This window comes from Shouchella oshimensis (genome assembly GCF_004375095.1).
Classification (GTDB): domain Bacteria; phylum Bacillota; class Bacilli; order Bacillales; family Bacillaceae_D; genus Shouchella; species Shouchella oshimensis.
The window spans coordinates 308,081-323,844 of record NZ_SNUX01000004.1 but is presented as its reverse complement, the minus strand read 5'-3'; the positions used below and the strand labels follow the sequence as shown (position 1 = coordinate 323,844).

14 protein-coding genes are annotated in these 15,764 nt (G+C 40.5%); 13 read left to right on the top strand and 1 reads right to left on the bottom strand.

Going from position 1 to position 15,764, the window contains the following annotated elements; genetic code table 11:
- The first annotated feature begins 65 nt into the window (after positions 1–65).
- Both E2L03_RS17160 and E2L03_RS17155 read left to right on the top strand, forming a co-directional pair.
- Positions 66–950 carry a carbohydrate ABC transporter permease gene (locus E2L03_RS17160; protein WP_197196511.1) on the top strand — a complete coding sequence of 295 codons (885 nt, stop codon included), beginning with the start codon at positions 66–68 and terminating at the stop codon, positions 948–950.
- Between the two features lie 13 nt (positions 951–963).
- On the top strand, positions 964–1,854 hold the full coding sequence (locus E2L03_RS17155; RefSeq protein ID WP_051667656.1) for a carbohydrate ABC transporter permease: 891 nt from the start codon (positions 964–966) through the stop codon (positions 1,852–1,854).
- A 163-nt stretch (positions 1,855–2,017) separates the two neighbouring features.
- Here the strand turns inward: E2L03_RS17155 and E2L03_RS17150 are convergent, their stop codons facing one another.
- The gene (locus E2L03_RS17150) at positions 2,018–2,734 is read right to left on the bottom strand and encodes a hypothetical protein (RefSeq protein ID WP_055736728.1); all 717 of its coding nucleotides are present in this window, start codon (positions 2,732–2,734) and stop codon (positions 2,018–2,020) included.
- A 209-nt stretch (positions 2,735–2,943) separates the two neighbouring features.
- Here E2L03_RS17150 and E2L03_RS20885 point away from each other — a divergent pair, with 209 nt between their 5' ends.
- From E2L03_RS20885 to essC, 11 genes are all read left to right on the top strand, one after another.
- Positions 2,944–3,078 carry a hypothetical protein gene (locus tag E2L03_RS20885; protein WP_269083173.1) on the top strand — a complete coding sequence of 45 codons (135 nt, stop codon included), beginning with the start codon at positions 2,944–2,946 and terminating at the stop codon, positions 3,076–3,078.
- Positions 3,079–3,259: 181 nt separating this feature from the next.
- Positions 3,260–4,276: a helveticin J family class III bacteriocin gene (locus E2L03_RS17145; RefSeq protein WP_055736729.1), complete on the top strand. Its 1,017-nt coding sequence runs from the start codon at positions 3,260–3,262 to the stop codon at positions 4,274–4,276.
- A 223-nt stretch (positions 4,277–4,499) separates the two neighbouring features.
- Positions 4,500–5,237, top strand: a complete 738-nt coding sequence (locus E2L03_RS17140) for a YvcA-related protein (RefSeq protein WP_134259814.1) — start codon at positions 4,500–4,502, stop codon at positions 5,235–5,237.
- A gap of 85 nt (positions 5,238–5,322) precedes the next feature.
- The gene (locus tag E2L03_RS17135) at positions 5,323–6,060 is read left to right on the top strand and encodes a YvcA-related protein (protein ID WP_134259812.1); all 738 of its coding nucleotides are present in this window, start codon (positions 5,323–5,325) and stop codon (positions 6,058–6,060) included.
- A gap of 125 nt (positions 6,061–6,185) precedes the next feature.
- Positions 6,186–6,923 carry a YvcA-related protein gene (locus E2L03_RS17130; protein WP_134259810.1) on the top strand — a complete coding sequence of 246 codons (738 nt, stop codon included), beginning with the start codon at positions 6,186–6,188 and terminating at the stop codon, positions 6,921–6,923.
- Positions 6,924–6,938: 15 nt separating this feature from the next.
- Entirely contained in the window at positions 6,939–8,660 is a 1,722-nt protein-coding gene (locus E2L03_RS17125) for a DUF6792 domain-containing protein (protein WP_134259809.1), read from the top strand.
- A gap of 14 nt (positions 8,661–8,674) precedes the next feature.
- Complete coding sequence (locus E2L03_RS17120) at positions 8,675–9,004, top strand: hypothetical protein (RefSeq protein ID WP_038483656.1); 330 nt, start codon at positions 8,675–8,677, stop codon at positions 9,002–9,004.
- A gap of 360 nt (positions 9,005–9,364) precedes the next feature.
- Complete coding sequence (locus tag E2L03_RS17115; RefSeq protein WP_035397432.1) at positions 9,365–9,658, top strand: WXG100 family type VII secretion target; 294 nt, start codon at positions 9,365–9,367, stop codon at positions 9,656–9,658.
- A gap of 75 nt (positions 9,659–9,733) precedes the next feature.
- Positions 9,734–9,973: an ESX secretion system protein YukD gene (yukD, locus tag E2L03_RS17110; RefSeq protein WP_134259808.1), complete on the top strand. Its 240-nt coding sequence runs from the start codon at positions 9,734–9,736 to the stop codon at positions 9,971–9,973.
- A gap of 26 nt (positions 9,974–9,999) precedes the next feature.
- A complete protein-coding gene (gene essB / locus E2L03_RS17105) occupies positions 10,000–11,304 on the top strand; it encodes a type VII secretion protein EssB (protein ID WP_134259806.1) in 1,305 nt (434 codons plus the stop codon).
- Positions 11,305–11,327: 23 nt separating this feature from the next.
- A complete protein-coding gene (gene essC, locus E2L03_RS17100; RefSeq protein ID WP_134259804.1) occupies positions 11,328–15,752 on the top strand; it encodes a type VII secretion protein EssC in 4,425 nt (1,474 codons plus the stop codon).
- The last annotated feature ends 12 nt before the right edge of the window (positions 15,753–15,764 follow it).

Here is a 15,764-nt window from a genome sequence, read left to right as displayed (position 1 = left end):
AGGGTCTCGTTACAATGAGTTTAGAAAACGCTTCCAACGTGAGGCGATGAAAGGACGTGATCCAGGTGCATTTATTAAAAAGCCGGTGGAAGATTGCACTTGGCGTAATTCCAGCGTTGCTCGTTTACTGTATCTTCAGCATCATTCCCATCTTTATCTCGTTTTACTATTCCTTTATGTCATGGAACGGGTTCTCGCCAATGGAATATGTGGGCCTTGCTAACTTTCGAGCCATTCTTAATGATTCTGTGTTTTGGCTATCCGTTCGGAACAATTTAATTGTTGTGGCAGCCTCTGTCTTCGGACAAATCCCGATTGCCCTCGTGCTCGCTTTGCTGTTGAATCGAAAAATCAAAGGAGCCAAGTTTTTCCGAACAATTGCTTTCCTTCCTGTGGTCATCTCGACGGTGGTCATTTCACTAACATGGCGTATGATTTACAACGTGGAGCAAGGGTTATTGAACCATCTCCTAAACAATCTCGGCTTAAGTACCCTTGCGCAAAACTGGCTTGGGAACCCCGATTATGCGATGTATGCAATTGCAGCCGTTATTATTTGGCAGTTTGTAGGGCTTTATTTCATTATTTTCCTATCAGCTTTACAAACGGTACCAAAAGACATCTTGGAAGCGGCAGAACTAGATGGCGCCACTGAATGGCAAAAAAACCGTTATGTCACGTTACCATCCATTTGGGGTGTCATTATCATCGCCGTGATTCTTTGCATTAGCGGGAGCTTGAAGACCTTCGACTTGATCTATGTAATGACAGGTGGTGGGCCAGCGAATGCCACGGAAGTAATGGCTACCTATATGTATACAGAAACATTCCAAGGGCTGCGCTATGGCTATGGCAGTGCGATTTCAGTTTTAATTTTCGTCTTTAGTATCGCCATTATCGTATGTGCGAATATGCTTCTAAAAAAACGTACTGGCACGAAACGGGCATAAGGAGGTTTACAGAATGCAAGTAGATCAACAACCATTATCACCAGTCCCGAGAAAAGAAATAAATGAAAAAACAGCTTGGTTTAAGAAACGGGCATCGCGGTTGCTTATTTATCTGATTTTAATTACATTTGCGGTTATTAATGCCTACCCCATTGTTTGGATGATCCTTAATTCATTTAAATCAGGTCAGGAATTCGCTTTAAATCCATTTGGTTTACCGACAGAGTGGGTATGGACGAATTATGTCGATGCTTGGTTTACAGCGAATATTAATACGTACTTTTTTAATAGTGTGTTTGTTGGCGGTGTCGCCGTTATCTTAACGGTCCTATTTGGTGCACTTGCTTCCTATTTCTTAGCAAGATTTCAATTTAGAGGCCAAAAGGTGCTTTATTCATTTTTTATCCTAGGCTTGCTTGTACCGATTCATGCAACGCTTGTTCCGATGTTTATTTTGATGCAAAACATTGGATTACTGGATACTCGATTGGCGCTCATTTTCCCGTATATTGCTTTCAATTTATCAATTACGATCTTCTTATTAACAAGCTTTATGAAGTCGTTTCCTCATGAAATTGAAGAGTCAGCCGTTATGGATGGCGCTGGCGTTTTTAAGATTTTCTGGTCGATTATTTTGCCAATGACACGCCCTGTTCTTGCGACCGTCATTATTATTAACTTTATTAATAACTGGAATGAGTTTAGCTTTGCTCTCGTTCTTATCAATGACGACCTCTTGCGGACATTACCACTTGGTCTTGCTAATTTTGCAGGGCAACACTCTACAAACTATACAGCTCAAATGGCAGCATTAACCATTGTACTCGTGCCGACTATTCTTTTCTATTTATTTATGGAAAAGCAAATTGTTGAGGGCATGACTCAAGGAGCGGTAAAAGGATAAACGGTGTTTCAACGAGGGTACATTCTGATTAAAGGGACCCTTATCATAGACGTGGACGTAAATGGTTTGTCTATAGTGCAGAATCATGAAACGTGTTGTACCCTTCAAGAGTGTAAATCACGATTAAAACGCGGAAGAATGAACATCACTCTTCCGCGTTTTTTTAATGTGTTACTTCTTCTGAAAGGAAATTCGGTCGTTGCTGCTCGTGTTTATCAAGCATGATTTGCTCTGAATGGACACCTTGCTTATGTAACAATGAGATGTTTTCTACAAGGAAGTCATCGCTACCGACAATATAGAAGAGCCCGTTTTTATCTTGAGCGAGATGTTTCACCTCTTCGTAATAAGCGGCTCGGTTATCGACAAATTGAGTTGTAAGCTTCTGATTTGGGTTACTTTCAAAGATGTTTGTGAATAAGAAAGCCCTTGATGAATCAACGTTTAAGGAATGAATCTGGTTGACGTTGTCGTTACGCTGGAGATAATCAAGTACAAGTGGACGGAATGTAGCTAGACCAACTCCTGCTGATAATAAGTAAATGTTTTTGTTTTCCCGCTTTAGCGGTACATTGGAGTGGGTTTTGAAAAGAGCCACCTCATGCCCCACTTCGAGATTTCGTAAAATCGATTTAAATTCCGAGCATTGTTCTTTAATGCGAGTGGTAATACCAATGGATCCCTCATGGGGCAAAGTGGATATAGACATATGTCGAATTAAGCTACGGTTTGGCTTCTCATCGGCATTAAATCCCTCTAGCGCAAAGTGTGTGTGTGAGCCTTCTTCCCATGTAAACCCTTCAGGACAGTCAAGCATATAGGTTTTTACTTCTGCTGATTCTTCAATAATTTGATTAATCTTCGTCCAATAGATCTGCATATGATCGTCTCCTTTTCAGTGAGTTTCCTATTAGCAATAAGTATACTACGAATGATAATCATTATCAATTACTGATTTGAATCATAGATGCTAGATACTCTTTGTTATTTTTTCGTTTTTATCCAACATATTCTATTTTTCTTCGCTAGATATGGTGGTGAAGAGAGAAGATAATAGGATCAAGCACGTTGAACTTAGGAGGAAAGCATATGGGTTACATCCACTCTGAGAAGAAATGGACAAAAGCGTGGAGACCGTTATCCATTATCGGATTTAAATATTTTTATGATGAAGATGGTGGTCTTTATCGTAAGGCTGGAAATAAATTAAAGCGCGTCAAATAATAAAGGAAGCTCTGTCAGATGTTGATTATCTGACAGAGCATTTTTGTTTAGAAGAAAAGATTTTAAATGAAGTCGAGTGAATTATGCGATAAAAATCTAATTCGATGTTTTAAATCTACATTTTTCGACAAAGCCAATATGCTATCTTTATACAGGAAAACTGAATAAGGAGACTAGTTAAATGAGTACAAGTTTAATAAGAGGATTTAGTATAGTCACATTGGCATTATTGTTTTTCTTCTTAGGCGAAATAGTAGTTCAGGCGAACCCTATTTCTGAATCAAGAACAATTGATCGAGCATTTCAATATGAGGGCTTAAAGAGTAAGAGAGCAATTCAAACATTTGATTATGGAAATAAGAATGAAGTATTTGTGACGCAAAGAGTTGATGCCACAACGATCTTATCACGCTGTGAAGTGAGTGGCGCAACGTGCAACGTTAAAGATTATGTGGAGTTGCAAAATTTTGGTCACGGTGAGTCATTAGAAGTTGTAAAAGAAAACGGAAAAACATTTATTTGGATTGGAAATACGGCTAATAGTGAGATAAGTCAGAAGTGGTCTACAGATGTCTCATTAATTGAATATAAAGTGAATCCTTCTAAAGCAACAGGTGCAGAAGTAATAAATGTTAAGACAATAAAAGGTCTAGAAAAGGTAGCACCTAATGTAAAAGGAAAAGCTTACCGGACGGCGGTAGCAATTGCAGATGACAGCAACCGTATGGCTTTTCGGGTACAGATTGGGCCAGCAGCGAAAGATACCTACTATGCCATTTATAAAACGAGTGAAGTGACTAAAGCACTGAGAAATTCACCTAAAAACACATTGAACATTCAGGATATTAGCCACTTACAATTGACACATTTTACGGGAGTTCCTCGTCCAAATAATTCGTTTCAAGGTTTTGACATTACGGGTGTAGGTACTGATAATAAATTTCTTTATTTATTTGGTGGCGCTGCAGGGGAGACGCCGACTATTTTTAAGTATTCTTACACAAATGGAGGGAACGTTAAACACCTAAAAACCATTAAGATAAAAGGAAGCTATGTAGGTACCTTAGAAGCAGAAGGAATAAAAGTTGAACGTGATCCAAACAATGCGAATAAAGAGACGATCTTTATCGGACTTAAACCGGGTTTAGATGAAGCAGGTAACCAGAAGCCTTTTCGTCTATATAAATTTCTTGAATAAAAAAGTAAAGCTATAATTTTTAGGACAAAAGCCTTTTGGTTGCTTAAACAGCCAAAGGGCTAATTTTTTGAAGCTGTATTTATTGCTATGTGCGATGGGGGGTAAGAATGTAACATTAACAAATAGGATAAGAACCTCTTGCAACAAAAAGAAGTTTGGACATCTTAAAATAGGAAATAAACATCTAATAAATACCCTGATCCGTTAGAAAGGGGAGATGACGGTGAAAACGTGGCTTCGTATAAGTGCACTGTGGGCAATGTTGCTAATTGTAGGATGCAATACTGCCAATAACCAACAAGAGCTTGAAGAAGAAGTGAACGGAGAAGAGAAGCAGGAAGATTCTGATGCTAAACAAACATCAGCAGATGATGACGCTGAACAGGAAGGGAAGAGCGAAGGAGTGGAGAATAACGAAGATTTTCTAGCGGTTGAAGATGAATTTACAAAAGAGTTTTTGGTGGATACTGACGTGGAACCAGGTTTTCACCAAATGAGAGGGAAGCTTGATGGTTTTGAGATGGTGATTCCGGAAAATGGGATTATTTCTGATCTGCTTCATGCAACTGAAAACAATGATGCTGAAACAGTCATTTACACGTTTAATAATGATCGTGAAAAAAAACTATACGATGTTCAAGTTATGTATCAAAGCCACTATCCTGAAGGATTAGAACAAAGTTATTTGAATGTGTTTAAACGTGCTAATAATTTTGAAGGGGAATATGAGTATACGGAAGTTAATGATTTGGAAGTGTATTACGGGAGCTATGAAGATGAGGATGAGTACGGCCCTTATTTGAAATATTTTGGTTATCTTTTTGCTAATGATAGGAACCAGGCGATTTCATACACGTATATTGCGATGTGTCAAGGAGAAGAAGAATGTACTTTTAGTTTTGAAGAGGAAACGGAAATGGCGGAAAAGCTAATGTATTCTATTCGTTTACTTGATTCATAGGAAATGAGTTTTAAAATATATGAATAGACAAAAAATAGCATTCATACATAAACAATACTTTAATCGTTAGAAAGGGGAGATGACGGTGAAAGCGTGGCTTCGTTTAAGTACACTTTGCGCAGTGCTGATAATTGTAGGATGCAATACTGCCAATAACCAACAAAAGCCTGAAGAAGAAGTGAACGGAGAAGAGACACAGGAAGATTCTAGTACTGAACAAATGCTGGAGGACGATGAAGCTGAACAGGAAGGGAAGAGCGAAGGCGTTGAGAATAACGAAGATTTTCTAGCGGTTGAAGATGAATTTACAAAAGAGTTTTTGGTGGATACTGACGTGGAACCAGGTTTTCACCAAATGAGAGGAAAGCTTGATGGTTTTGAAATGGTGATTCCGGAGAATGGGATTATTTCCGATCTGCTTCATGATATTGAAAACGATGCAATTGAAACACTTATTTATACGTTTAATAATTTTAGTGAAAGAAAATTGCATGATGTTAAACTGATGTATTATAAAAAATACCCAGAAGAAGTAAAACAAAATTATTTAAATGTCTTTAAAACTGAAGTAGGTTTTGATGGGGAATATCAATATGCAGAAGCCAATGTTTTAGAAATGTATTACGGGAGCTTTGAGAATGAGGACAAGTATGGTCCGTATATGCGATACTTTGGTTACCTTTTTGCCGAGGATAGGAACCAAGCGATTTCATACACGCATACTGCGATGTGTCAGGGAGGAGAAGAATGTTCCCTCAGCCTAGAAGAGGAAGCAGAAGTGGCGGAAAAACTAATGTATTCTATTCGTTTGTTAGAACAGTAGGAAAGGTAAGAAATTCTTGCAATAAAAAAGAAGTTTGGATATCTTAAAATAGGAAATAGACAAATAAACAAATAATTAATAATACATAAAATGATACCCTGATCCGTTAGAAAGGGGAGATGACAGTGAAAACGTGGCTTCGTATAAGTACACTGTGCGCAGTGCTGCTAATTGTAGGATGCAATACTGCCAATAACCAACAAGAGCCTGAAGAAGAAGTGAACGGAGAAGAGAAGCAGGAAGATTCTGACGCTGAACAAACATCAGCAGACGATGACGCTGAGCAGGAAGTGGAGGGCGAAGGAGTGGACAATGAGGATGATCGTTTAGCAGTGGAACATGAATTTACAAAAAGCTTTTTAGTGGAGACCGACGTCGAACCAGGTTTTCACCAAATGAGAGGGAAGCTTGATGGCTTTGAGATGCTAATTCCGGAAAATGCGATTATACCCTCTATGCTTCATGTAATTGAAAACAATAAAATTGAAACTTTAATATATGCTATCAATAATAACCTTGAAAAAAAACAATACAACGTACAAGTCATATATCAAAGTAAATATCCTCAAGAATTAAAACAAAACTATCTAAATGTCTTCAAAGACGAAATGGGCTTTGAAGATGAATATGTACGTGTAGAAGCCAACGATCTGGAAATTTATTACGGTAAGGTTGAAGACAAGGACGAATACGGACCTGTTTTAAAGTATTTTGGTTATCTTTTTTCAAAGGAACAGAATCAGGCCATTAGCTATGAATTTATGGCTATGTGTCAAGGGAAAGAAGAATGCGATATCTCACTTGAAGAGGAAGCGGAAGTGGCGGAAAAGCTGATGTATTCTATTCGTTTGTTAGACCAATAGGAAAGGTGATTGGGTATGAGCAGTGTTTTTGATGATGAAATGGTGCAAATGCGACTTACAGACCTTGAGTATAAATTCCCGAAGATGACCGATGAGGAGATCATTGAAGCGATTGAACGAATATACCTTGAAGAAATGGGGAGGCCCATTGAAACGAAGATGAATATTGGCCGAATGGACGGCAATTTCGAGTCATCGGATGCCAAAGGGACGGCGCTTGTCTTAGCTAATAAAGAAGATCCTGATGAGGTGAAAGAAGTGGTGTTTATCTCAAGGGGGAGTGTTTCCACTGAAGATTGGGTCGACAATTTGTTTAGTATTGGTGTCGGTACGGGAGGCGCCCAATATGCGAGAGACACAAAAAATTTTCTTGATACTATAACTGAACAGCACGATATTGAGAGAGAAGTTCCTGTCTACGCTCTCGCTCATTCAAAAGGACACAATACGGTAGCGGCAATTCAACTCAAGGACGCCTATTTTACAGAAGTAAACACATTTAATGGCGCCCAGTCTAACGCGATTCAACAGATCCATTATGATAATGGTTTCAGATTAGCAATAGGTAGAGAATTTAATATACAAGATTTAGATGATGAGAGTGTCCAATCCATCCCCCCTGCAGAACTAGAAGCGTTCGCTAAGGAGTATTACAAAGACAAAGAGTCTAGTATCCATCAAACTCGCTCCAAGAGTGATTTTTTGTATGCGCTTGATTCCTTTCCGTGGATGTTTGCTGTGGGCAATGTTACAACGTATCGTACAGACCATGAGAACAAAGGGTTTGTGGGGGCAGTGGAAGCGATTCCTCAAGAAGAGCTGCAGGCGTTGCTTGATTTTTTAGCCCCATACGGCCATGTTTATGGGGATGAAGGGGTTGCTGGTGTCATGGACGAGGCGTTTAGCGATGCATTGACTTATTACAAGGATCATCCTAACGCTGATCCGCTTGATTTTGATACGATGAAATCAACAGTCTCTGTTCTCGTCGATGAGTTGGAGACCGCCGGGTATTTGTCTGAGGAAGATGCGAGCCAGTTGAGATGGGAATTGCAAATTTTTCTGACAGGAACAGAAGGGATTTATATGCGGATTCATGAAGGTGAAGGTACGTCAATTTCTCGATTAGTAGAAGATGCTATTTTTACTGGGGTTTCATATAAGTTAATGATGGAGAATCAAATTGCCTCGATCAATACGTTGTTTGAGGGAGTGGCCAAATCGGCGGAAGCGCACCATAAGCTTGAGGCGCTTATGAATGAAATCGCCGAGGGCAAGTCTTATCATGGTGGCGACTTGTATTTGGAAGGTTCAGCTGGTGGGGACGAAATTAAGCTTAATTTGAGCAAGACGTTAGACGCGTATGAAGCAGTGCAGAAGGTTCTCGATCAACAAGATACGCTGCTTGAACGCTACTTGGCTATGATGGAGCATGAGTATATAGACTTTTATCAACATAAGAAGAAACAATTAGCTTCAAAGATGAGTGTGATGGAGAGCAATTACCGCAGTTATCAGCATTTGTTGCCTAGCTCTTACGGTGGGCTTATCACCAATTTGCATTTTCGTGAATCCTTTTTGCCGCTGGAAGGCGCGCCACTTGAAGGGGTTGCTTCGTTAGTCAAGCAAAATCGGGAGTCCATCGGTGAGAAAGCGGAGGCGATGCGTCAAGCAGTGGAAGAAATGTTTGATGTCGACTACAATGTGGCGGGCATTTTTACTTATTTATCAGGTTGAGGGAAGTGTCATCGATGAATACATTTGGTTATAGTGGGACCTATACGCTTGAACAAGCACGAACACACGACGAGAAACGAAACCTTGTGGTGGAACTGTTGCAAACGAAGATGGACAAGCTTGGCGAGTTGAAGCAGGATGTCCAAGGCATTCTTGACTCGAGCAAAGGGGAAATTATTCTGGCGACTATTGAAGAGTTGGAATCTGAGGCGGTAAAAGGACAGGGACGAATCCAAACGGCGGTTGACGAATTGATTCGCTTTCATTGGAAGTTTGAAGACGTCATCGATCATGGGAAAACGCAGCCGTTTACGATTACCTATACAGAAGTGCCAAAGGATTAGCACTAGCTGTTGATCGGCTTCTAGTTGAAGGGCCATTACTTCTTGATTCCTATCAAGAAGACGAAATAAAGGGAAATCGTTTAGCAGTAAGTATAGGCTCATTGGTTTGTCTAAATAAAAATAAAATAATTATTTTTATAAAAGATGCTTCATAAGTTGCTTGTCAACACGGTTAAAGTATATGAAATAGAGATGTTTGATTAGAACAATTATTCTGGTTCGAAAGAACTATTAGAAGTGTGAGAAAATTAATAATATCAGTACTATATTACCATTTTACGAAAATATGTAAGATGATGGTTGACTAGTAAAATCTTCACTGGCTACCATGAGACTATAAAACGTAAAGGAGGAGTTAATATGTCTGGATTGATTCGCGTTACACCTGAAGAACTTTACCAAAAAGCTGATGACTATAATCGCTCAAGTGGAGAGGTGCATGACCTCATAAGCAGGTTAGATGGTTTCAGAGATCAGCTACAAGGTATGTGGGATGGTCAAGCTTCTGAAGCGTTTGTTCAACAGTATGACGAATTAAAGCCATCCTTTGTCCGTATGGGCGATTTGCTTGGCGAAGTATCTGAGCAGCTACGCAACAGTGGACGGACCCTTGAAGAAACAGATCAACAAATTGCAGGCAACATTCGCGGTTAATTGGTCAGGAATAGAAACAACTGTGGGCGCAATTTTTTTACAATTGCGTCCTTCCTTATGAAAGGGTGGCATTTGATGTATATCACTGTAACGGTTGACATGAAACGGTATTCAGGAAAACGGTTTGACTTGCGGCTATCTGATCAATATACGGCAAAAAAAGTCGTTGATCTTATTTGGAGCATCGAGGAGCTTAAAGTTCCTCAGCGTGATGGGAGTTGGATCCGTGTTCAAAACAAAGAAACTCATGTCTACGGTAGCCAAGTACTCGCTGAACGTGGTGTAACAAATGGAGACCGCATAGAGATTTTATAGCACTGGTTGAAGGGATCGGACATGGAATGGACAAAAAGCGATTTTATTTGGAAGAGCAGACAGGTGCAACCTTTATTAGGGACCCTGAAACAAATACATACACACTAACATTTCAAACTGCGGAAATTAAGCAATCTCATTCGTTAGAATCGGAGTTGTTAAAGCAACAAGATCCGCTCCTCAAACGTACAATTGCTGAAGATGAAGATGAGCTTGTTATTACTGTTCATCCACAAGAGACAATGTTGCCTTTTAGTAAATTTCGAAACAAAGGTGACTATGCAAAACAAGTTATTGGCTACTCACTTATTCGTGCAGTTGTGGAGCATTCTAGTTCCAGACTACATTTAATTGTTTGTCCGGAGAATGTATTAGTAACAGAAGGGCTTGATATACACTTTATTCATTATGGCATTAAAGAAAGCCTTCCGCCTTATGAAAAAAATGAAGATAAGCTGTTTGCGGAGCTAAAGACAACATTGCTTGTATTGCTTGATGGTGAGTATCGCTTTAGTGAGTACATGAGTTTTACAGACACGATGAAACTATCGGCACGAGCAAAAAAATTGCTAGAGACTGAAACAATTGATGCGCTTTTGAGTTGTGTCGAGACGTGGATCCATGAAGAAGAACAGCGCGCTAGACAAGTACATATGGTGCCGAAGAAAAAGTGGCGCTTGCAAAAAAGTTTGTTTTTTGCTGTGGCAGGGTTGCTTGTACCGACTATTATTTATACCATCTATGTGCTTTTTTTCCTTCATCCACGTTACGATGCTTTTATTGCCAGCAATGAAGCCTATATCAATAGTAACCCTAGTGAAGTCATTACTGCCTTGGAACCATATAATCCGAGCCAAATGCCTCGCGTCGTACAGTACCAGTTGGCTCAATCCTATGTCGCCAATGAAGACTTGAATATGGATCAAACAGCAAATGTACAAAATACATTGACCCTTCAAGCAGAACCGCTTTATTTTGACTATTGGATTACGATTGGTCGTGGTGATTATGAGGAAGCAAACGAAATCGCACGTCAATTGCAGGACGGAGAACTAGAGATGTATGCCAATTTAAAGTGGCGAGATGCCGTTCGTCAAGATACTAGCTTGTCCGGAGATGATCGTGAAGAATTACTGAACGATATTCAAGCGGATATTGACCGTTATCTACGAGAGCAAGAAGAACGGGAAGCGGAAGAAGCGGACGCAACTGCAGATGACACCGAGGCTGAAGAAGACAATGAGGCGAATTCTGAACCAAACGAGGACGAAGAAAATGAGCGTGACGATGACGCTGAACAAAACGAAGAAGAAGAGAACGAAGATGAATAGGGGCGCACGTAGGAGGTGGAACAATGGATCGATTATGGGTATTTTATGATAAGTATGTGCAGCAGCTTGAATTAAGCCAAACAGAGCGTTTGTTAGGCTCAAGCGAGGACGTCGACTTACTCGTTCCGCCTCTCCGAGCTAAGATTATCGCTAAAATCGCTCATGACCAGAAGCAATGTGTACTTGATAGTGAAGGTATAGGTGAGCATATTCTAGCTGCCGGTGAGACCTTTCAATATAAAGAAGATAACGTTCTTTTTACATTCGTGTATGAAAGCGAACCGATAAGCGAATGGGTGTATTACATAGGGAAAGAATCGTTCCTTTCGATCGGGCACGAGGGTTCAGCTGACATCGTGTTGCCGAAGGAAAGTCCTACTTCGTCATGTGCATTAATGAAGCAAGACGACTGTTGGTATGTGTATCCAGAAGAGCATGCCCGTGTGTTTATGAATGGAGAAATTCTAACAAAGAAGCAACCAGTAAAAAATGGAGATATCGTATTACTTGGCTATACAATGTTTGTTATTAAGGAAAGCGATTTATTGACGATTGAATCAACGGAGCCTATACAAACGAGACTCTCTCCCATAGCCGTTCCTACTTCCGAAAGTAAAAAGAAGTACCCTGAGTATCGTCGAACGCCGCGAATTATTTATGAAGAACCAAAAGAAAAAGTGAATTTCTCCATTCCGGGTCAGGAGTTGGACGATAACCATCGAGCCCTCTGGCTCATCGTATTGCCACCACTAGCGATGCTCATTGTAATGGGAATCGTTGCTTTGCTCATTCCCCGGGGGATTTTTATCATTATTTCGGTCACAATGTTCACCGTAACGCTCATTACTTCGACGGTCAATTATTTTCGAGAACGGAAAATCCGTAAACAAAAAGAAGAAAAGCGTCAACGTGTTTATACTCGCTACTTGAAAGAGAAACGGGTCGAACTTCAAGAAATAGCTGATAAGCAACGGCATGTACTCGACTATCATTTTCCATCTTTTGAGGAAAGTAAATACATGGCAGCTAACTTAAATCGTCGTATCTGGGAGAAAACGGTCGGTGACGATGATTATTTGTATGTCCGTGTTGGAAAATCGTCCATCCCAAGTAGTTTTCAAATTGGTGATCCAGGTGGCGATTTAGCGAATCGAGATCGTGACGAGCTGCTAGAAGAAGGCGAAACGTTAAAAGAGCATTATTCCTATATTCATGATGCGCCCCTTAGCCTCAGCTTAGCGAGCGGTTCTATTGGCTATGTCGGCCAACTGAAGACAATCCAACGGGAAGTCGCTCAAATGGTCGGGCAACTTACTTTTTTTCAAAGCTACCATGATCTTCGTTTCGTTGCTGTTTTCAACGAAGATCAGTATGCAAGTTGGGAATGGATGAAATGGCTCCCTCATTTTCAATTGCCGCATATGTATGCAAAGGGATTCATCTACAATGAACGGACACGGGACCAACTGTTGACATCCATTTATGAAATGGTACGAGAACGGGGGTTGGAGCAAAGCCAAGGCAAACCAAAGCGTTTCATGCCTCATTTCGTTTTTTTAGTCGCCAATCGCAGCTTGATTAGTGACCATGCAATCATGGAATATTTAGAGGGACCGGACAAGCTTCTAGGGATGTCGGTTATTTTTCTCACGGATGCACAAGAAAATTTAACTGAATATGTTCACACAATCATTAAGGCCGTCAATCAAAAGGAAGGCGAAATTGTCATTCGAGAACGGAAAGCGGAACATAAACGCTTTACCTTTGATTCGCACGATGCAATGACCAATGAGTGGTATGCCCGCTTGCTAGCATCATTGAATCACCAAAGAGGTATGAGTCGATCGATACCGGATATGGCTTCTTTTCTTGAAATGTTTGGCGTCGATCACACAGAAGAATTAGCAATAGAACGCCGGTGGGAAACGACAAACAGCGCCGAATCACTTGCAGTGCCTGTTGGATTTAAAGCGAAGGATGAACTTCTTGAGCTAAACATCCATGAGAAGGCTCATGGGCCCCATGGTTTGCTAGCAGGAACAACCGGTTCAGGGAAAAGTGAGTTTCTGCAAACGTATATTTTATCGTTAGCCGTTCACTACCATCCCCATGAAGTAGCTTTTCTTCTTATTGACTATAAAGGTGGGGGAATGGCACAGCCATTTAAAACGATTCCTCATTTGCTCGGAACGATTACGAATATCAATGATAGCAAGAATTTTAGTATGCGAGCGTTGGCATCAATCAAAAGTGAATTACGAAAACGGCAGAGATTATTCGACCAAAATGTAGTAAACCACATTGATGACTATATGGAATTGTATAAAAATAAACAAGTTATGGAACCAATGCCTCACCTATTCATCATATCCGATGAATTTGCGGAATTAAAAAACGAGGAACCTGAATTTATTCAAGAACTCGTAAGTGCAGCACGAATCGGACGGAGCCTAGGTGTCCACCTTATTCTTGCGACACAAAAGCCAGGTGGCATCATTGACAACCAAATTTGGAGCAACGCTCGTTTTCGCGTCGCGTTAAAAGTACAAGACGCTCAAGATTCGAAAGAAATTTTGAAAAACCCCGATGCGGCTAACTTAACTGTAACAGGGCGGGCTTATTTACAAGTTGGTAATAACGAGCTATATGAATTGTTTCAATCTGCATGGAGTGGTGCGCCGTATTTGCGAGAAACTCATGAAGGTGAAGAAGATGTTGCCTTAGTTACGGATGCAGGGCTAGTACCTATATCCAACGTCCAAACAGTTGCTAGTAAAAAAGTAAAGAGCATCACGGAAATGGAAGCGGTTGTGAAAGAGATCGAAGTAACAACGGAGCGTTTAAGCATACAAAAAGCGTCAAGCCCATGGCTTGAACCGCTTGAAGAATGGCTTCCCCCTGTACAAAAAGATACAGAGGCAGGTATGTTTCCTCTGGCGCTTGCTGATGAGCCAGAAACACAAAGGCAATTCGATGTTCAGTATCAATGGCTAAAAGACGGTAATATTGCTGTCTTTGGATCTGGTGGATATGGGAAATCGACAACGCTAATGGCATTAATGCTTTCTTTTGCCAAGTCGTTTAATCCAGAAGCGCTTCACTTTTACATTTTTGATTTTGGAAATGGAGCGTTGTTACCGTTTAGGCAGCTACCTCATACAGCCGATTACTTTAAAATTGATGAAAAACGTAAAATTGAGAAAGCGATTGCCTTGCTAAAAGCAGAGATGGACGATCGCCGCGAACGATTCCTCGTTCAAGAAGTCAATAGTTTGACGATGTATAACCAAACAGCAACAGAGCCTTTGCCTGTTCTATTTATCTTTATTGACAACTTTGATTTGATCAAAGAGGAATATGAGCAATTGGAATCCACATTTATTCAATTTGCTCGCGATGGGCAATCGTTAGGAATGTATGTAAGCTTAACAGCTACAAGAGCGAATGCCTTGCGTCAGCCACTCATGAATGCCATGAGGACGAAAATTGTCCATTTTATGAATGACCGAAACGATGTCATTACATTGCTTGGTCGCAGTAAGTACGAAATCGAACCAATACCTGGACGAGCCATCATAGCGAAAGACAGCCATTCCTTTACACAACTGTATTTGCCAGAAGCTGGTGAAAATGACATGGAAATGATGGAAGCAACAAGACAGACGATCGCCCAATTAGGACGGCGTTACCACGACGCTAGGCTGCCGGAAAAAATTGCAATGTTACCTACACAGCTTTCGTTGGAAGCTTTCAAAACACGTGTTGGCGATCCAGGCGACAGTATTCCTTTTGCTCTTGATGAAGATACCGTTAAGCCAGTATTCTTACAATCAAAATCGGAGCCGCATTTAGTAGTTGTTGGGCAGCCAAGGAAAGGGAAGACGAACGTTGTCAAAGTTCTATTAAACTACTATTTGCAACAAGAAGTAGAGGAGATTGGATTAGTTGATGGCGCAGACCGCAAGTTGTCTGCTTATGTAGGGCAGAAGCTTATTTCCTATATAGATCAAAAAGAACAGATAAAAGACTGGGTGTCAGCGACTGAAGAAAAAATGGCTGTTCGAGAACAAGCTTACATGGATGCGTTAAACAATGGAGGAACGGTTACCGCTTTTCCACCAGTGTTGTTAGTAATCGACAGCCTCATCCGTTTCCAACAAACGGTTGATGCGACCATACAAGATAAACTAGCGAAGCTAATCAAAAATTCGAGCCATCTAGGTTTTCGAATGATTGTATGTGGCAACTCTGCAGAATTCACAAAAGGCTTCGATCCTCTGACTGCAGAATTGAAATTGGTGCGTCACTATATAATCGTCATGAAAAAGTCAGACCAAACCCTTGTCAATCTTTCTTTCACGCGAAATGAAGAGGAGATCTCACCAGGTTTTGGTTACTATGTCGTCAATGGAATTGAGACAAAAATTAAAATACCAGAAGCTCCATAACCAACGGAAATT